Here is an 18,245-nt window from a genome sequence, read left to right on the forward strand (position 1 = left end):
CCCCTCGCCCCCGCCGCTCGCCCCCATCGCGCAGAGCTGACTTGTGGTCGTCAACCTCGCGCGAGAACGACCACAAGTCAGCTCTGGGCGAAGGCCTCAGCGTGGACGCATCGCCGCGCGGAGTCGGGCGAAGAGGCGCGTCGGGTCCTGGATGTCGCGTCGGGTGATCTGGATGACGGTCCAGCCGAGGCTCTCGAGCTCACGTCGTCGCTCGATGTCCTCCACCGCCTTCGCCACGGTGAAATGGTGTTCTCCGTCGTATTCGAGCGCGATCTTCAGCGAGGGATAGGCGAGGTCGATCCGTGCCACGAAACGCCGCCCGTCGAAGACGCGGTGCTGCAGCACGGGTTCCGGGAAGCGGGCCGAGATGAGGGCGTGGCGAAGCCGGGATTCTCCGGGCGACTCGACCTGCGGTCTGGCGAGTTCGACGGCAGCACGGAGCTGGGCGACTCCAGCACGTTTCGCCCAGGCGTCTGCGACTGCACGGAGCTCGTCCAGCGTGGCCAGCGAGCCGCCGTGGCGCCGTCCGGGGTAGTTGTCTGCGCGTGTGAGAAGTGCATCCGCCTGCACGAGGGTTTCGCGCGGGCTGACCTGAGCGGCGAGCTGCGCCCAGGCGACGCAGGGCGACAGCAGTCGGACACCCTCGAACTCGCGGTCGCTGAACAGGTGCGGAGCCAGCCGGATGCCCGTGACCGCGACTCCCGTTGGGACGTGCCGTGGACTCCGCACGGCGACGAACGTGTGTCTGCGCGATTCGATGGCAAGCGGGAGCGGGATTCCCCAGACCCGGCAGGCGGAGACGCTGGCCAGCGCGACGTCCCGCGGTGAGGCTCTCGCGTAGGCGAGGTCGGCGTCTCGCGGTGACGTGATCTCGCGGGTGGTTCTGATGCCGCGGTGCGGGCCGGTCGTCGTCGACGCTCTGACCTGACCCCGCGTGATTCCGCTCTCGAGAGCAGCGGAATAGCGGAACGTCGTGTTGGCGAACTCGGGTGGGAGCGGCGTCTTGGGTCGCATGCAGGAACGGTAGATGGATGCGCGCGGCTGCGCCCCGCCCATCTCCCCGCCTGTGGAGAGGGCACTCTCGACACCCGACGTGCCTGCAAACCGCCCCGCCCACGCGCCATCCCGCGCGCCATCCCGCCCGCCCTCGCGCCGCCCCGCGCGATCCCACGCTCCAAAGATGACTTGTGGTCGTCAAACTCGAGGTTTGACGACCACAAGTCATCTTTGGGAAGACTGGGGGCGGGGAGCTACCTCACGCGGGCCCTACTTGACGAGGGGGAACAGCACCGTCTCGCGGATGCCGAGGCCGGTGATGGCCATGAGCAGGCGGTCGATGCCCATGCCCATGCCGCCGGAAGGAGGCATGGCGTGCTCCAGCGCAGCGAGGAAGTCCTCGTCGACGCGCATCGCCTCGGCGTCTCCCCGCGCCCCGAGCGCCGCCTGCTCGACGAAGCGGGCGCGCTGCTCGACGGGGTCGATGAGCTCCGAGTACCCGGTCGCGAGCTCGAAGCCGCGAACGTACAGGTCCCACTTCTCGACGACCCCGGGGATCGAGCGGTGGGATGCGGTGAGCGGCGACGTCTCGACGGGGAAGTCCATGACGAACGTCGGGCGCGTGAGGCCCTCCTTCACGAAGTGCTCCCAGAGCTCTTCGACGAGCTTGCCGTGCGTGGGGTGGTCGACCTCGACCTCGACCTTCGCCGCGAGCGCCTCGAGCTCGGCGAGCGACGTCGACGGCGTGATCTCGACGCCTGCCGCCTCCGACAGCGACGGGTACATGGAGACTCGGTCCCAGTCACCGCCGAGATCGAACTCGGTGCCATCCACCCAGGTCACGACGTGCGAGCCGGCGACGGCCTGGGCCGCGTTCTGCACGAGCTCCTGGGTGAGGTCGGCGATCGAGGTGTAGTCGCCGTAGGCCTGGTAGGCCTCGAGCATCGCGAACTCGGGGCTGTGGGTCGAGTCGGCGCCTTCGTTGCGGAAGTTGCGGTTGATCTCGAAGACCCGGTCGAGGCCGCCGACGACGGCTCGCTTCAGGTACAGCTCGGGCGCGATGCGCAGGAACAGCTCGGTGTCGAACGCGTTGGAGTGCGTCACGAACGGGCGGGCCGCGGCGCCGCCGTGCATGGTCTGCAGCATGGGCGTCTCGACTTCGAGGAACTCGTGGTTCGCGAAGGTCTGGCGCAGCGAGGCGTTGGTCTTGGCACGAGCGACCACCACCTCCCGGGCGACGGGTCGCTGGATGAGATCGAGGTAGCGCTGGCGGACGCGCGTCTCGTCGCTCAGTTCGGCGTGGAGGTTCGGGAGCGGCCGGACGGCCTTGGACGCCATCCGCCATTCGTCGGCCATGATGCTGAGCTCGCCGCGGCGAGACGAGATGATCTCACCGGCAGCGAAGACGTGGTCGCCGAGGTCGACGTATTCCTTCCACAGGTCGAGCTGCTCCTGGCCGACGACGGCGAGCGACAGCATGATCTGGATGCGCGACCCATCGCCCGCCTGGAGGCTCGCGAAGCAGAGCTTGCCGGTGTTGCGGAGGTGCACGATGCGCCCCGCGACGCCCGCGCGCTCGCCGGTCGACGCGCCGTCTTCCAGTTCGGTGTGGGCTGCCCGCACTTCCGCGATGGTGTGCGTGATGGGGAGCGTCAGGGGGTAGGGCGCGATGCCCGACTCCAGCATCCGCGCGCGCTTTTCGAGACGCACCTGCTTCTGCTCGGAGGCTTCGGCCTCGGAGAGTGCGTCTTGGATGGGCGCGTCGGCCATTCGGGCTCCTTGCGTTTCGTGCGGCTGGGTGTGGATGCGTGTCCCGGGCGCGACGAATGGCGCTCGGAAACGCACTCCCCCAGTTTGGTGCACTTCGCGCCGTCGCGCGAACCGGCGAGCCTCGAGGAGGCTACGCGGTGCGGGCCTTCGCCCAGTCGACGACGCCCTCGAGGTAGGCGATGATCGTCTCGGCCGCTGGCACGAGCTCGCGGCCCGAGCGCTGGTAGGTCTCGTCCGAGCGGCGGAACGGGTCGACCACGTCGTAGTCGGCGGCGTTCTCGAGCGGAGCGACGAGGCCGCGCAGCGGGGCGGCGGCGGCAACGGCCGCGGCGAGCGCGGCGGTGACGATGTCCTGCTCTGAGGCGCCAGCGCCGGCGCCGTCTGTGGCGCCTTCGAGCGCTTCGCGGCGCGAGCGACGCGAGCCGTGGCTCGCGCCCGGCGCCTCATAGGACTCCTCGAGGTCTTCCGCGGTGACCTGGCTCGCGATGTGCGCGAACTCGCGCAGCGTGAACGTGCGCCGGACGACGGAGGGGGCGAGCTCGACGATGCGCTGGCGGTGGTCGCGGGAGAGCGCCAGCACGAGGCCTGCTCCGCGGGCGATGTCTTCCGTGAGCTGCCTCGAGATGTGCGCTTCCGCATCCGTCACCCCGTACTGGGCTGCGAGCGCGAGTGCCTGCTGCGGCATACCGCTGCCGACGAGGGCACCTGTTCCCGCACTCTCGACGGTGACGCCGGGCAGATCCCGGAGTCCGTCTCGAAGCAGCTGCTCAGCGAGTGGCGAACGGCAGATGTTGCCCGTGCAGACCGTCAGGATGCGAAAGCTCATGCGTGTGTTCCCCCAGGGGTCGTGGAACGTTCAGCGTAGCAACGAGACGAGCGGGACGCGGCACTCGTGCTGTTCGCGCGCGTCCGGCTGAAGCCGGAGCCGCCCGCGAGCGCCTTAGCGGTACTCGCCGACGTAGGCCGGCATGTTGTCGATGAGGCGTGTGGTGCCGACGCGGGCGGCGACGAGCACGAGCGCCGTCCCGCGGTACGCCTCATTGACGAGCACGAACGTCTCGGGATCGACGATGGAGACGTAGTCCATCTTCACGAGCTTCTCATCCATGAGGGCGCCCTGGGCCTGCGAGATCATCTCGCGGATGCCTCGGTCGCCGTTGGCGGCGGCGGCCGAGAGCGCGCGCACGAGGCTGAGGGCCGCGCTGCGCTCGTCGTCGGAGAGGTAGACGTTGCGGCTGGAGCGCGCGAGGCCGTCTTCTTCCCGGATGATCGGCGCCCCGACCACGTCGATATCGAGGTCGAGGTCGCGGACGAGGCTCCGCACGAGGAAGAGCTGCTGTGCATCCTTCTCGCCGAAGACCGCCACGTTCGGGCGGATGATGTTGAAGAGCTTCGCGACGACCGTGAGGACACCGTCGAAGTGCGCGAGCCGGTGTGCCGCCTCGAGGATGCCCGCGGCGGGTCCGCCGACGAGGCGCGTCTGCTTGATGCCGTTGGGGTACATGTCGCTGACCGCGGGCGCGAACACGTAGTCGACGCCGGCCGCGTCGAGCTTCGCGAGGTCGTCCTCGAAGGTGCGAGGGTAGCGCTCGAAGTCCTCGCCGGGCGCGAACTGCATCGGGTTCACGAAGACGGACACCACGGTCTTCGAGGCGCTTCGCTTGGCGATGTCGACAAGCGAAAGATGGCCTTCGTGGAGAGCGCCCATCGTGGGCACCAGGGCGATCGTGTCGGTTTTCCCGACTTCCCGGAGCACTGCTTTGGCTTCGGCGATCGTGGTCAGAACGTGTGGCAAGAGCCCTCCTCGGAACCTGCGGCTGCCGCTACGAGCGCGGGTCCGCCTCAGGAAGCGTACCGTCGAGCGGGTCGAGGCGTTGCGGGGTGGCGTCGGCGAGGGCGTTGTCTGCGGCCGAGCGCACGAGGCTGGAGAGCATGAAGCCGGGGTTCTCGACACCGATTCCGGTGAGCAGCTCCGTGGCCTGCTTGACGATGGAGCGAGTGAACTCCGTCGCAGTGTGGAGTGCTTCCGCGTAGGTCGGGCGGTCCTGCTCGGCGATGACGACCGGCTCCGCGCCGATCTCGACGACGAGGGCCTGCGCGATGGGCAGCACCGGCCGCGGCGCGGTCACTGCGCACCAGGCTTCCTTGAGGCGGTGCAGGTCGAGGCTCGTTCCGGTGATCTCGATCGCGGGATGCACGGCGAGCGGGATCACGCCTCGGTCGAGCGCCGTGCCGAGCACGGCAGTCCCGCGCCCGGCGACGGTGTGCAGGACCAGCTGACCCGCGACCCACGCTTTGGTCTCGGAGAGCTCGAGGACACGTGCTTCGAGCTCGTCCTCGTCGAAGGCGAGGATCACGAGCTCACTGCGCTCGATGGCCTGCCGCTGGGTGAGGTTGGGGGCCCCGGGCAGCATGGCGGATGCGCGCTCGGTCGCTTCGACGGACTCGGTGGCGACGCCGACCAGCGCGTGCCCGGCTCCGGCGAGTGCCGTTGCGACGATGAGGCCTGTGGGCGAGTCCCCCACGAGTCCTATGCCGAGCCGTCCCTCCCGTGTGCTCATGCGTTGCCCTCCGGAGCCTGTCTGCTGTCGTGGCCCGGCTGCTGGTCTGGCGCGGTGCCGTTCTCCCGCTGCTCCCGCAGCTGACGTCGGGTCAGTGGCTGCGCCTGGTCGGCGGCACCCGCAGACTCTTGGGCCTGGTCGCTCGCGATCTGCGGCGCCGCCGTGGGGGCAGCCTCGCGCTCGACTGGCGGGCGGTGCGTCGGCGCGGGGGCGATCGTGGCCGGCGACTGGATGGGAGTCGGGGTCGTGTCGATCGCGGACTCCACCGACGCAGGCGGCGCGGCGACGGGTTCCCAGGAGACGGGGGCCCAGGCGCCGTTCGCCGGCGGCCCTGGGACGGGACCGATGGACGTGGGCGAGGGCGCCGGAGCCAGAGCCGGAGACGGAGACGCTGAAGGACCGGGGGTGGTCGCAGGCGGGCCTGCGCTCTCGGGAGGAGCAGAAGGGCCGACGCCAGCTGAGGGCATGGATCCTGCTGAGCTGGCTGAGCCGAACTGCGCCGGGATCCTCGAGAGATCCGGCGCGGGCGTGGCCCGCTGGGCGGCGACCGGTTCCGCGACGGGCGGTGTGGAGGTGCCGTCCACACCGCTCTGAGCGAGAGCCTGCTGATATTCGCGTTCGGCCTGCAGCACGGCGATCGTCTGACTGTCGACGGCGATCCCGCGGCTTTCCGCGTCGGCAACGCGCATGCGCGCGGTTGCGATGGCGCTGAGCGTGGCGGCCTCGCGCCAGCGGTGGGACGTGTCGAGGCTCGCGGCGCGAATGGCGACGGCGGAGACGTCGTCGAAGAGTCGGACGCCGATGTCGCCGTCGACCATGCCGATGCGGGTCGTGACGCCCATGCCGAGCACGGTGTGGGCGTGGAGGTTGACGACGTTCGCGAAGTAGCCCACTGGGCCGCGGTCGAGTCCGATGGACTGCATCCGCTCAGCGGGCACGATGGTGAGCTTGCGTGACCAGGCGCCGAAGCGCAGGTAGAGGGCGCGGCTGTCGAGGCGGAAGCCGTGTCGCCGCCACGAGAAGGGCCGCATCCACGCCGCGCGCTTGGGGGCCGTGACGAAGTAGTCGTCGTCGCCCTTGCTGTACATGCCGAGCTCGATGAGACGGCGCACCTCATCGTTGACGAGCATCGGGAGGAGGAGCGCGAGCACACGCTCGGTCTCAGCTCGCGTGCCGACAGGGAGCACGAGGTTGCGGGTGAGCGCTGCCTGGTTCTGCGAGCCGTCGGAGGAGACCTGCTCGGTGCCTGCGCGGGTGATGCGGACCATCCACCAGTCGAAGGGGCGCCAGAAGAGGGGCTGGGAGACCTGGACGGCGTGGATCCGGCCGGGCGGGACCGTGTCGTTGCTCGTGGTGAGGAGCCCTCGCCCGACGCGCACGCCGTCGGGCGTCGCGGCGATGCTGTAGTTGAGGGATGGCAGGATCTGACCGGCCGTGATGGCGAAGAACACCGCGCCGAGAGGCAGGATCGAGAAGAGCAGCCACCAGAACTCGAAGGTGAAGGTGATGATGAGCCCCGCGATGAGCGTGAGGATGACGACGACGAGCCACGGGTTGACGAGGTTGGCGACGACGAGGCGCCACGGCGGGAGGCGCACCACCGACTGCGGCGCCACTTCTCCGGGGGCGAGCTCGGGGCTCGTGAGCTCCTCGACTCGCTGCGCGAAGAACTCGGAGGCTCTCGTGCGCAGCTGCTCGGCGGTCGGCGGGCGCTGGGCCGCTCCCTGGCCCACTGCCCCGGCACCGCTCGGCTGGCCTGCGCTCGTCGGCATGTGCATGCCGCCGTTGGCACCTGCGAAACCGGGCTGAGCGGGGCCCTCGAACGACTGGCCGTGGGCTGCGCGCTCGTTGCGCTTCGCCCCCGATGCGCGTTGCAGGATGCCGGCGCGAATGCCGTCGGCGTCGCGGGTGCGGACATAGACGAGCTGGATGTTCGCGTTCTCGCCGGCGACGCCGATCTCGATCTTGGACGCCCCGACGATTCTCGCGACGAGCGGGCGCTGAATGTTGATGTCCTGCACTCGATCGAGTCGCGCCTGACGGCTCTTCCGGAACAGCACGCCGCTCTGCAGCTCGATCGTGGTGTCGCTGACTCGGAACTGCGCGAAGCGCCACGAGAGGTAGCTGAAGAGTCCCAGGAGGATGATGACGAGGAGCGTCCCGAGCGCGGCCCAGAGCAGCCAGGTCTGGTTCTCGAAGACCATTCTCGTGGGGTCGTACTCGGCGCCGCTGTACTCGTCGAGCTGCGGGAAGATGAAGCTCGTGATCGTCTGCCAGGACTGGTTGATGAGGAAGGCGCCGATCGCGATGACGAACACGCCGACTTTGAGGAGCGGTGTGAGCGGGTGGAGTCGATGCCACTCACCGTCGATCAGGTCGGAGCCCTGGCCGAGCGCCGGCCCCGGAGGCTGCGCCTGTGGCGCCCCAGACGGCGGGCCCCCGAACTGGGCGCCGGGTGACTGAGGCGGGAGGTGGGCACTCATCAGAGCCCTGCTCGACGAGTCTCGGCGAGTGCGACGAGGTCGTCCCGGAGCTTCTCGGCGTCGCGCCAATCGAGGCCGGGAATGGTCACGTTGGTGATCGCGGCGGCGGTGACGACCTTGAGCGAGGAGAGCCCGAAGATGCGGGTGACCGGACCGCGTTGGATGTCGACCAGCTGCAGACGGCCGTACGGGATCGCGACCATGCGGCTCCAGAAGAGACCACGGCGGAAGACGAGGTCGTCCTGGCGCAGCTGGTAGCCGATGGCGCGCACGCGTCGCCATTCGAAGGGGATGGAGATGAGGATCAGCAGGAGGATGGCACCAGGGGCCAACGCGATCCAGTTCGAAACGTCCGGGATCACGAGGAGAACGATGACTCCCGCGAGCGCCACAAGCGCCCAGAAGAACGCCCCGAGGAGTTCAGACCAGATGTACTTCGCGGAAACCCTGCGCCATTGCACGGTGGTGTGGTCAAGCGCGGTCATGCTGCCCCCTCGTTGCGACGTGTCGTCATGCGCCTACCGTATCGAGAACGACCGACATGTCGGGTCGCCCTGCCTGGCATCGGCCGAACTGCACTGTCCGCGTCAGCAGGTCGGTGCGACCAGCGCCTTGATGAATGCCCCGGATTGGTACAGGTACTGCCAGGCCCAGTTGGAGTCGCCGATGCCGACGCCGTCGTCCGTGGCGAGCACTCCCCCACCAAGGCAGTCGGTGAAGATCATGCGGGCGCGGGAGATGTGGGTGACGCTCGTGACGATCATGACCGACTCCCATCCTTCCGCGGCGGCCAACCGCTTGACCATGAGCGCTTCCCCTGCCGTGGTGAAGGGTTCCGGGATGAGGCACCGCGTGACGGGCGCGGTGGACGCGTGGTCCGCTCCGACCTCGCACGCAGGGATGTTGATGGCGGAGTCGATGCCGTAGTCGTCGACGGCGATGACGACCGTGTCGCTGTAGCCGTCGGCGGCCAGTTGCTGGGCGGCCTGGATGCGTGCCTCACGCGGCGGACCGAGCACGATGATGGCGTCGACCTCTCGGGGTTCGTCCGTGGAGGGGAAGACGAAGAGGGGAAGTCCGGCTGCGATGACGACGACGAGCAGAGCAAGCGCCACGCCTGCCATGGACGCCACCCGTCTCGCCATCCCCGTCCTGCTTCCGCTCACCAGCACAGGCTACGTGAGCGGCGGGACCCGCCTCCGCCAGGCGCCGCGTCTCACTGCCGCGCGCGGTCCGAGCACACCCTCACCCCGGCACCTCGTGGGTGGACGCGGCCTGAGCTGGCGCCGCCACGGCGATGGCGATGATCGGAGTGGCCCATGCGACAGCGCCCAGTAGGCTGCGCCGTTCAGCGCCCCGCTCCGACTCTGCAGCTGATTCGTGTGTGGACATCGTCGTTCCCCCTTGCTCTCGTGCGCGGGGCGTTTCCCTCGCACCAGGTCGGCCGGCGACTGACCCCCGTCGAGTTCCGACCTCCCGAATCCCCGACCCTACTCGGATTGGCTCGGTCCAGGTATGGGCAGAACTCCCCTGTGGATGCTTCGAGCCGGTGGCCCGTCCGAACGTCGCCGCCGGGCAGGTGCGGTCACGCAGGAATCAGGGGCAGGGCGCCTGCTCCGTCGATCGCGCAGGGCAATAGCATTGGCCCATGAATGTCCCGGCGGAGCCGCCTCCAAGACGCTTCCTCGGCGCTGTCGAGCGGCGGCTTCCTGCCACGCTCGTCGAGCATCCGTTGCGCTGGAGCTGGGCGTGGTTCGTGGTCCTGGCGTCCGCGACGATCCTGGGCTGGGTCGCCGACTGGCCGATGCCCGTGTGGGCGGCGGTGGTCGTCGTGGGATCGCTGCCCTCGCTGACGGCGACGGTCGCTCTCCTCCTCCGCACTCCTCGCAGCCACCTCGACGAGCACGACTCGGTCTTCGGTCATTTCTTCGTCCGATTCGTGACGCTCGTGGTGGGGTTCGCGGCGTGGACGATCTCGGTGGTCATGAGCGCGAGCCTCTCGACGCTGCTGCAGCTCATGGCGGAGAACCGCGAGGACGAGATCACCTACTCGGGCATCCAGCTCTTCGCAGGCCTCATGCTCCCGGTCGTGCTGGCGATCTGGCTCGTCTTCCTGCTTCGCTGCGCCTGGTTCCTCGCCAAGCTCCGCGGATGGCGGGAGCACCCATCCCCTGAGCGCTCGCGTGTGCCAAGCACGTTCCTCGCCGAGTTCCCGAGGATGCGCCACGTGGTCGTCGGGTTTGCGCACCCCGGTGCGCTGCTCGCATCCGCTGGGCTCTCGTCGGCTGCAGTCCTCACGGAGGAGACGCTGCGCCTGACCTTCACGATGCTCTTCTAGACCTCTCGGGCCGTGCGCGCGGCCCAGGCGACAAGGGCACCACCGAGGAGCAGGACAAGAGAGGCCCCTGAACCCAACCCGCCCAAGACGCGGTCGACGATCGGAGCGAGCCGCTCAGGGCCTCGCCGAGCCCTGGCCGGGCATCGTCCTGACAGATAGCCAGTCAAAGCGACTACGCCGCATTCCGCCCCGCTCCCGGGGAACGGCGACGGGCCCCCGGCGAGTTCTCCACCCGATCGCGCTCGAGCTGCTCGGCGATCGACTTCCACATCTGGTCGAAGGTGTACCGGTCCTCGACGGCAGCTCGCGCCCTGCGGCCCACCTCGAGCAGCTCGGCTGGCCGGGTGAGAACCCTCTCTATCACCGCGGCAACCCCCTGCGGGTCATGGAGGGGCATACCGAAGTTGCTCACGCCCTCGTCGATGTACTCGCGCATCGCCTCCGTCTCGGTCACGACGCAGGCTTTGCCAGACGACATGGCCTCGAGCAGCACGCTCTGGCCAGTGGGGTAGGCGAGGTCATGGGTCGGGGTGACGACGAGCTGGGCCGCGAGGAGATTCTGCCGGTGGGTCTGCCCGTCGGTGGGGCCGCTCGTCGTGACGTTCTTCGGCAGGTCCATCTGCTGGAATCGGTGGAGGTGCGAGACGAGGTGGAAGTCGACGTGTGGGAGGAGCCGTGCGGCCTCGACGAGGGTCTCGAAGTCGCGGCCAGCATCGAGGCCTCCGCTGAAGACCTGGAATCGCTGCTCGACCGAGGAGTCCGGCACGTACTTCGTGTGCTCGACCCCGAAGTTGATGGGAGCGACTTTCCCACCGGCGCCGATCTGAGCGAAGAGCTCGACTTGGTTCCGTGAGAAGACGAAGATGCGATCCACACCCGCCACCGTTCGCGCGATCTCCTCGCGCCGCGCAGCCGAGCCGGTCTTCAGCTCCTCCCCCCACCAGCAGGAGACGGCGGCGAGTCTCGTCTTGGCATACGCGGTCAGACCCCGGCGCTTGAGCGCGGCCGGAAGCACAGACTTGTCTTCGAGGATCGCCAGGACAGCATCCGCCCGCCGCGCCGATGCCAGCCCCCGGATCGCGAGGTCGGCGGGGACACCCGTTCGGTGCTCGACGACGTCCTTGACCTTTCGGTGCACCCGAGAGCTCGGCATGCGAACCGTGACCAGGTTGGCGTACTGGCCGAGCAGCTCCGCGCAGTAGGGCCCTCGCAGCTGATCGCCGGGCGAAGTCCCCGAACGGATCGAGGGCAGCCCGTCGTGGTCGAAGAGGCCCAGGATGGTGATGTTGTTGTTCACAACCTCAGCCTAGAGACACCGCGGCCATTTTCTCCCATCTTGTATGCTCGGGCGCATCTTGTTGCACACCAGGCGCTAGCCTGAGTGCGCAAACGCGTCCACCCCCCTGAAGGCGCGCGTACTTCTTGAGGGGGATCCATTTCATCGACACGATTCAGAGAACTCGATGGGCTGCGCGGCCTTGCGGCTGCTGCGGTCGTCGTAGGTCACTTCACGACCACATTCTCCGTTCACTACCCGACGGCGCCGGCAAGCTCCTTCGAGCTGCATCACGGCCAGTTCGGAGTTCAGCTCTTCTTCCTCATCAGCGGGTTCGTCATCCTCATGACCGCTGATCGGGCCAAGCGCGCTTCCGACTTCGCAATCTCACGGTTCGCCCGTCTCTACCCGGCCTACTGGATAGCCGTGGTCATCTCGGTCGTCGTGGGCGCGCTCGCGAACGTTCCGGGAACGCAGCTGACGCCGCTCCAGACGCTCCTCAACTTCACGATGATCCAGCGGCTGCTGCTCGTTCCTGACGTCAACGGCGCCTTCTGGACGCTGGCGGTGGAGATGCAGTTCTACATCATCGTCTTCCTCGTGCTCTTGCTCACCAAGTGCAGGCTGACGGACGTGCTCCTGCGATGGTTGGTGGCGGCCTGGCTCGTCATCGCGGTCGGTTCGGCCGTCGTGGCGGCAGTCCTTGCCCCCGGCATCGACATCACGGCCGCTCCAGTTCTTGTCCGCGCGATGGTCAACGTCACCCTCGCGGAGTACGGGCCGCTGTTCTGCCTCGGAATGCTGCTCTTCATGGCCCGCAGGAACCAGCGGTTCGAGTGGCTGACGATCCCGGCCTTCCTCGCCGTCGTCGTGTCTGCCGCCCTGCTCCACTCGCCGAGCTACGCCGCGATCGTTGCCGGCATCAGCGTCTTCTTCGCTTTCGTCGCGCTGCGCACGTCGACTCCTCCGCTTCGGCTGAGTCCCCTGCTCTGGCTCGGAAAGATCAGCTACTCGCTCTACATCGTGCACGTCGTCGTCGGCTACGCGACGATCGATCTCCTCTGGCCGCTCATCGGACGCGACCTCGCGGTGCTCGTGGCGATGCTCGTGGTCACCGTTCTGGCCTGGGGCCTGTACTCGCTCGCCGAAACCCGCATCACGCCAGCTTTGCGACGTTCATTGCTGCGCCGGGCTGACGGACGAGGAAGGACCGCGACGTGAGCCATGTGAACACGTTGGCCATGGCCGTTGGCGCCAGTCTCGGGCCGACCTGCTCCTTGGCGCGTTCTCGCCGGCGCCTCAAGCTGCACGAAGGCCGGCCTCCGCGACGATCTGCCGAACGCCGCGGCGCTCCTCTCCCGAGTCGGGGCCCGGATGTAAACCGCGACTTCTGGAAATTGCACGTGATTTCGCGGGTGATATCCTCCGTTCGGGGCCAGCTGATGCTGTCGGCTCTTCACACACCGAAGTCCACTTGAGGTGACTACGATCTTGCTATCTAAACTGCAGCTCATCTTCTCCAAGGGGGCTCGCCGGAAGTTGATCATCGGGCTGATCGGCTCGGTGATCGTCGCACTCGCTGAGACTGGGTCGGTGCTCCTCGTCGGTCCGCTCTTGGCCATCCTCGCCGGCGGCTCCACGACAGAGGGCATGCTGGGCACCGTCGCGACGCTCTTCGGGAACCCCACGCCGGAGGTACTGATCATGTACCTGCTCGGAGGGGTGGTCGTCGGCTTCGTGCTGAAGGACATCTTCTCGATCGCGTTCCGCTGGTGGATTCTGGGCTTCATCAACCGCGAACAGGCCCGAACGGCCACTCGAATCCTCAACTACTACCTGCATGCGCCGTACAGCCTCCATCTCGGTCGAGGCACGGCTGATCTCCTGAGGACCATGGGCACCTCCGTCGGTCAGCTCTATTCGCTCGGCGTGATCGCGGCGCTGAACGCCATTACCGACAGCATCACGATCGTGGCGCTTCTTGTGTCGATGCTCATCGTCATGCCCCTGCCCACGCTGATGGCCTTCGTCTACTTCGGCATTGCCATGTTCGTCTTCGCCCGAGTCATCCGTCCGCGTGCGGAAGCGGCTGGCCGGATGAAGATGGATGCAGCAACACATGGCTATCGCGCGGCCCTGCACGCCCTTGGCGGCGTCAAGGAGATCAAGATCCGCAGCGCTCAGCCGCACTTCGTCAACGTCTACGAGAAGGTCGAGCTCCAGCACGCGCAGGCTCTCCGCCTCGTCGGCTTCCTCGCGGAGGTTCCGAAGTACTTGCTGGAGGCGCTGTTCATCCTGGGCCTGGGCGGGCTCATCATGTTCCTGCTGAACACGGGTGGAGGCATTGCAGCGGTGACCTCGATCGGTCTCGTCGGAGCCGCTGGCTTCAGGCTCCTCCCGTCGCTCTCTCGTCTCCTCGCCTCGATCTCGAACCTGCGCGTCGGAGCCCCCGCGCTCGACGAGGTCTGCACCGAACTCGAACGCGCAACAGAGTACGAGACGAGCGCGAACCTCGCGGCCGCCAACGACGGCACGCTCGATTTCTCTCACACTCTCGAGGCGAAGAATCTCGGCTTCCGCTACGAAGACGCCTCGGAGAATGTCCTGAGCGACATTAACCTGACCATCCCAGCAGGTTCGACGCTCGCGCTCGTCGGATCAAGCGGTGCAGGCAAGAGCACACTCGTCGACATCATCCTCGGGCTCCATCGCCCCACCGCAGGCACGCTCACCGTTGACGGGCAGGACCTGCGCGACGACCTCGTCAAGGCCTGGCAGCACCACGTCGCGATGGTTCCGCAGGAGGTCTTCCTCCTCGACACCAGCCTGCGGGAGAACATCGCGTTCGACGCCACGGCCGATGAGATCGATGAGGAGCTCCTCGCCGAGGTCGTGCAACGAGCACAGCTGCAGGACCTTGTCGATTCTCTGGAGGGAGGCCTCGACTCCTCTGTCGGCGACCGAGGCTCACGGCTTTCCGGCGGTCAGAGGCAGCGCGTGGGCATAGCTCGTGCCCTCTACCGGCGCCCTTCGCTTCTCGTGCTGGATGAAGCGACTTCAGCTCTCGACAATGAGACAGAACACAAGATCATCGAGACCATCGACGGGCTCAAGGGCGAGGTGACCGTCGTCATCGTCGCTCACCGGTTGTCCACGGTCCGCGAAGCAGACGCGCTCGCCTACATGAAGAACGGGCAGGTCGCCGGATACGGCACCTTCGAAGAAGTGCGCTCCAGCAACGCTGATTTCGCTCGTCAAGTCGAGTTGGGCCTGCTGAAGGTCACCGACAGCGATCCCGTGACTCCGTGACGCGGCCTCAACCTCTTGAGACGCGCGTCGTCATGCTCGGCGGCGCGGTCCCGTACCCCGGTGTTCGCCACGCGGGCGGCCTGTACGTCCACCACCTGACGCGGTCGTTGTCGGAACACGGTGTGGTCGAGGTGATCGCTCCGGACCACACCGCGAACCAGAAGGCGCTCGAGCATGTGGACACGCGCGTCGCAGCGCACCTGGTCGGCCGATGGGCGTCCCCCAGCTCACGACAGCGGCTGCTGCAACGCGGCGTCGGGATCGTCGAGAGGGGCTGGAGGCGCGTCGATCCTGCAGCACCCCCACTCGGCATCCTCGTGAGCCTCTACTTCGATCCGCGGGTGCGCGAGTCCGTCGCGAGCGCCGACCTCGTCGACCTGCAGTGGTTCGAGTTCATTCGCCTCGCCCCGCACATCCGACGTCTCAATCCGAGCGCACGGATCGTGGGCACCTTCCACGATGTGCTCTCGCAGCTCTACGCGCGTCGCGCTGACGACGGAGGCCTCGGGCGGTGGCGGCGCGCTGAGACCGTGGCCATCGCCGCGGAACGTCGCTCCCTCCGGCACCTCGACAGCGTCCTGACTCTGAACGAGAAGGATGCGGAGCTGCTGAGGCGACGCGGAGCGACCGAGGTCGAGGTCATCGACCCGCCTCTCTCCCCAGTTGCACTGCCGAATCGTGACGTGGACAGCGCCTCCCCGGAGGTCGTGTTCGTCGGATACTTCGCGCGGCAGGTGAACGTCGATGCGGCGACCTGGTTCATCGATCAGGTCTGGCCGGAGGTCATCGCCGCGGTTCCCCACGCCCGGCTCACGCTGGTCGGCCTCGACCCGGATGGGGCTCTGGCTCCTCTCGTCTCGCGGGCGGTCCAGGTGACCGCGGCGGGATTCGTCGACGAGCTGTCGCCGGTCTACGCGCGAGCCGCTGCTGTGGTCGTTCCGCTCCTCTCAGGCTCGGGTGTGAAGTTCAAGACCATCCAGGCGATGACGCACGGCGTGCCGACGATCTCGACCTCCGTGGGCGCCGAGGGGATTGCGCACAGCGACGAGCTGGAGGCGGTGACGGACAACCCCGCAGCGTTTGCGGGGGCCGTCGTCGGGGTCCTGCGCGACCAGCGAGGCGCCGACCTCCGAGCCGACGACCTCGCCGGGAGACTCTCGGCGACCTACGGCGAAGAACGGTTCAGGGAGACAGTGAAGAGAATCTACGGCCAAGACGAGCCACAGGCAGCCATCGACAGGGACTCCGTGACGGTGGTCATTCCCTACTACGGGGAGCCGACGGACACGCTCAACCTCATCGAGCAGCTGCGCGGGCAGGACGGTCTCGCCGAGATCATCGTCGCCGATGACGCGTCTCCCGTCCCCTTCCCCCAGCAGCCGGGGGTACGACTCGTGCGCCGCGAGGCCAACGGCGGGTTCGGCGCCGCAGTGAACACCGGCTCAGAACTGGTGGAGACCGACCTGATGCTGGTCCTGAACAGCGATCTGGAGGTGGGCGCAACGTTCATCCGCGACCTGCTCTATGCCGCTGGACCACTTCCTACCGCGGTCGTCAGCCCTCAGGTGGTGAAGTCGAACGGTGAGCCGGAGTGGACCGCTCGCCAATTCCCACGCATCAGACACCACGTGGTCGAGTGGCTCTCCCCGCTCGCGCGCTGGCGCCACCTTCCTGCACTGCAGCGTGCCGTTGGGCACGTGACTGCGCTCACACCAGGGGGCAGCGACCGAGTCGACTGGGTCATCGGTGCCGCGATGCTCCTTCCCGTCAGGGATTTCAGGAGTGTCGGAGGTTTCGACGAGCGGTACTTCATGACGTCCGAGGAAGTCGATCTGCAGAGGCGTCTCCTCGCACGGGGCGTTCCCTCCTACGTGGCGAATACCGTCACCGTCACGCACGTCGGTGGCGGATCGTCGGACACTTCTCTGCGGCGGCAGTGGCTTCTGACTGCTCGGCAGCGCTACGTGAACAAGTGGGGCGGTTCGGTCGCCTTCACGACATCCCTGGCGCTGGCGAGCCTCGTCAACTTCGCGGTGAACGCCCCCCGGCAGCTGACCGGACGTGACCTCGACGCGCGCGCGACGCTGCGATACGAACTCGGCCTCCTCCGGGCAGCGAGGCAGCAGGCGAGCCAACCGTCGCACCCGTCGACCCGTATCCGAGCGGAGCACGCATGACCGCCAAGACTCCACGCACGGTGGCCCTTCTGGGGACCAGGAAGGCCGCGCACCTCGCGAAGGGTGCGCTCGGCAAGGTCCACGGCGCACTCGCGGACGTGGAGGCCCACCTCAGCAGGCGTATAGATGCGGGTGCGGGAGCCTCCGTCACGCCGGACGAATTGCTGGCGAGTCGCTTCGCCGCCTTCCGCCCACTCCACGCAGCCCCGCCAGCGCCCGGTCAGCGCCCGTCGGTCACGGTGTTCGGCTTCTTCAACAGCAGCGGCTTCTTCGGCGGCATCGCGACCCTGCTCAATTTCAGTGCGACCGTCGCCAACCACCTCGACTACGACCTGCGCTTGGTGCACACCACCTCGTTCGACGGTGACCCGGACGTCGCCGGCTTCCTCAGGAACCAGGGCATCGATGTCGACCCCTCGCGCATCCACTTCGTGAACGCAGCTCACCGCCGGGCCGCCGGTGCCTCGCTCCCCCTGCACCCCGACGATCTGCTGGTGGTCAGCGCCTGGTGGGACGCATTCGCGGTGGATCGACTGGCACACGACCGCCCGTATGTGTACCTCATCCAGGACTACGAGCCGATCTTCTACAACAACGGCGACCAGCAGCTCTGGGCTTCGTCGACGTACGAGTCAGTGAAGTTCGTGCCCGTCCTCAACAGCTCGATCCTGCACGACTACTTCCGGACGACTCCGCACCATCGCGTCGCGGCCGAGGCGCTTGTCTTCGAGCCAGCGGTGCGAGTCCCCAAGCGAGAGTCGACGCTCGTCGAGCGACCTGGCAAGAAGCGCCTCTTCTTCTATGCCAGGCCAGAGACTGATCGGAACCTCTTCTACACCGGCCTGCTCGCCATCGACCAGGCATTCGAGGAAAGCGCCGAGCTTCGTGACAACTGGGATGTCTGGCTCGGCGGAACCCACACGATCCCCCCGCTGCGGCTCAAGAGCGGACTCGAGTTGCAGCGGCTGGGGAAGATGTCGTTCGAGGACTACCAGCAGTTCACGCTGACCGCAGACCTCGCCATCTCCCCGATGCTGGCACCCCACCCGAACTACCCGACCCTCGAGTTCTCCCGCCTCGGGACGCCAGTCATCACAACCTCCTGGGAGACGAAGATCGACCTCGACCGCTACTCCGAGATGATCACGCTCGTCGAACCGACCGTGGCCGCGATGTCGCAGGCGATCATCGAGCGCGCGACGCGCGAGACAGCGCAGGAGGGCGCGGTTCCGAAGACCGAGGAGTCCTGGACACAGGCACTCGCTGAAACTGCCGCGACCGTGACCGCTCTGCACAGAGGCGCTCTCGGATGATCGCGCACGATCTGACCCTCGT

Annotated in this window: 14 protein-coding genes; 5 read left to right on the forward strand and 9 right to left on the reverse strand. The window is 67.6% G+C overall.

The window, feature by feature from the left end; all coding sequences use genetic code 11:
- Positions 1 to 96: 96 nt before the first annotated feature.
- The 8 genes from C5E05_RS15190 to C5E05_RS15225 all read right to left on the reverse strand — a co-directional run bounded on the left by C5E05_RS15190 (position 97) and on the right by C5E05_RS15225 (position 8,976).
- Positions 97 to 1,014: an endonuclease domain-containing protein gene (locus C5E05_RS15190; protein ID WP_146081139.1), complete on the reverse strand. Its 918-nt coding sequence runs from the start codon at positions 1,012 to 1,014 to the stop codon at positions 97 to 99.
- Positions 1,015 to 1,266: 252 nt separating this feature from the next.
- On the reverse strand, positions 1,267 to 2,766 hold the full coding sequence (gene lysS, locus C5E05_RS15195) for a lysine--tRNA ligase (protein ID WP_104298307.1): 1,500 nt from the start codon (positions 2,764 to 2,766) through the stop codon (positions 1,267 to 1,269).
- 130 nt (positions 2,767 to 2,896) lie between these two features.
- Positions 2,897 to 3,592: a low molecular weight phosphatase family protein gene (locus C5E05_RS15200; RefSeq protein ID WP_104240382.1), complete on the reverse strand. Its 696-nt coding sequence runs from the start codon at positions 3,590 to 3,592 to the stop codon at positions 2,897 to 2,899.
- A gap of 114 nt (positions 3,593 to 3,706) precedes the next feature.
- Complete coding sequence (gene panC, locus C5E05_RS15205) at positions 3,707 to 4,561, reverse strand: pantoate--beta-alanine ligase (RefSeq protein WP_104342415.1); 855 nt, start codon at positions 4,559 to 4,561, stop codon at positions 3,707 to 3,709.
- Between the two features lie 28 nt (positions 4,562 to 4,589).
- Entirely contained in the window at positions 4,590 to 5,327 is a 738-nt protein-coding gene (locus C5E05_RS15210) for a DUF2520 domain-containing protein (protein WP_104240380.1), read from the reverse strand.
- Positions 5,324 to 7,810, reverse strand: coding sequence for a PH domain-containing protein (locus C5E05_RS15215; RefSeq protein WP_104342416.1), 2,487 nt, complete (start codon positions 7,808 to 7,810; stop codon positions 5,324 to 5,326). Before C5E05_RS15215 ends, C5E05_RS15210 begins: the two co-directional genes overlap by 4 nt.
- Positions 7,810 to 8,295 (reverse strand): PH domain-containing protein, encoded by a 486-nt coding sequence (locus C5E05_RS15220; RefSeq protein WP_104342417.1) that lies wholly within the window; start codon positions 8,293 to 8,295, stop codon positions 7,810 to 7,812. Before C5E05_RS15220 ends, C5E05_RS15215 begins: the two co-directional genes overlap by 1 nt.
- 102 nt (positions 8,296 to 8,397) lie before the next feature.
- Positions 8,398 to 8,976 (reverse strand): YdcF family protein, encoded by a 579-nt coding sequence (locus C5E05_RS15225; RefSeq protein WP_146081140.1) that lies wholly within the window; start codon positions 8,974 to 8,976, stop codon positions 8,398 to 8,400.
- A 482-nt stretch (positions 8,977 to 9,458) separates the two neighbouring features.
- On the opposite strand from C5E05_RS15225, the gene C5E05_RS15230 reads away from it, so the two are divergent.
- Positions 9,459 to 10,148 (forward strand): hypothetical protein, encoded by a 690-nt coding sequence (locus tag C5E05_RS15230; protein ID WP_104240376.1) that lies wholly within the window; start codon positions 9,459 to 9,461, stop codon positions 10,146 to 10,148.
- 172 nt (positions 10,149 to 10,320) lie between these two features.
- On the opposite strand, the gene C5E05_RS15235 is transcribed toward C5E05_RS15230, so the two are convergent.
- Positions 10,321 to 11,445, reverse strand: a complete 1,125-nt coding sequence (locus tag C5E05_RS15235) for a glycosyltransferase family 4 protein (RefSeq protein ID WP_104342419.1) — start codon at positions 11,443 to 11,445, stop codon at positions 10,321 to 10,323.
- Between the two features lie 171 nt (positions 11,446 to 11,616).
- Here C5E05_RS15235 and C5E05_RS15240 point away from each other — a divergent pair, with 171 nt between their 5' ends.
- The 4 genes from C5E05_RS15240 to C5E05_RS15255 all read left to right on the forward strand — a co-directional run bounded on the left by C5E05_RS15240 (position 11,617) and on the right by C5E05_RS15255 (position 18,223).
- A complete protein-coding gene (locus tag C5E05_RS15240) occupies positions 11,617 to 12,645 on the forward strand; it encodes an acyltransferase (RefSeq protein ID WP_228496929.1) in 1,029 nt (342 codons plus the stop codon).
- Positions 12,646 to 12,903: 258 nt separating this feature from the next.
- The gene (locus C5E05_RS15245; RefSeq protein WP_146080475.1) at positions 12,904 to 14,733 is read left to right on the forward strand and encodes an ABC transporter ATP-binding protein; all 1,830 of its coding nucleotides are present in this window, start codon (positions 12,904 to 12,906) and stop codon (positions 14,731 to 14,733) included.
- Positions 14,730 to 16,910, forward strand: a complete 2,181-nt coding sequence (locus tag C5E05_RS15250) for a glycosyltransferase (RefSeq protein ID WP_146081141.1) — start codon at positions 14,730 to 14,732, stop codon at positions 16,908 to 16,910. The genes C5E05_RS15245 and C5E05_RS15250 overlap by 4 nt, the downstream gene beginning before the upstream one ends.
- Positions 16,907 to 18,223: a glycosyltransferase family 1 protein gene (locus C5E05_RS15255; RefSeq protein ID WP_104342422.1), complete on the forward strand. Its 1,317-nt coding sequence runs from the start codon at positions 16,907 to 16,909 to the stop codon at positions 18,221 to 18,223. The genes C5E05_RS15250 and C5E05_RS15255 overlap by 4 nt, the downstream gene beginning before the upstream one ends.
- The last annotated feature ends 22 nt before the right edge of the window (positions 18,224 to 18,245 follow it).

Source organism: Pseudoclavibacter sp. AY1H1 (assembly GCF_002931055.1).
Taxonomy (GTDB): Bacteria; Actinomycetota; Actinomycetes; order Actinomycetales; family Microbacteriaceae; genus Pseudoclavibacter.

Coding starts and splice junctions, on each gene's coding strand:
- C5E05_RS15190 (WP_146081139.1), bottom strand. CDS start 1,014: ATGCGACCCAAGACGCCGCTCCCACCCGAGTTCGCCAACACGACGTTC.
- lysS (WP_104298307.1), bottom strand. CDS start 2,766: ATGGCCGACGCGCCCATCCAAGACGCACTCTCCGAGGCCGAAGCCTCC.
- C5E05_RS15200 (WP_104240382.1), bottom strand. CDS start 3,592: ATGAGCTTTCGCATCCTGACGGTCTGCACGGGCAACATCTGCCGTTCG.
- C5E05_RS15210 (WP_104240380.1), bottom strand. CDS start 5,327: ATGAGCACACGGGAGGGACGGCTCGGCATAGGACTCGTGGGGGACTCG.
- C5E05_RS15215 (WP_104342416.1), bottom strand. CDS start 7,810: ATGAGTGCCCACCTCCCGCCTCAGTCACCCGGCGCCCAGTTCGGGGGC.
- C5E05_RS15220 (WP_104342417.1), bottom strand. CDS start 8,295: ATGACCGCGCTTGACCACACCACCGTGCAATGGCGCAGGGTTTCCGCG.
- C5E05_RS15230 (WP_104240376.1), top strand. CDS start 9,459: ATGAATGTCCCGGCGGAGCCGCCTCCAAGACGCTTCCTCGGCGCTGTC.
- C5E05_RS15255 (WP_104342422.1), top strand. CDS start 16,907: ATGACCGCCAAGACTCCACGCACGGTGGCCCTTCTGGGGACCAGGAAG.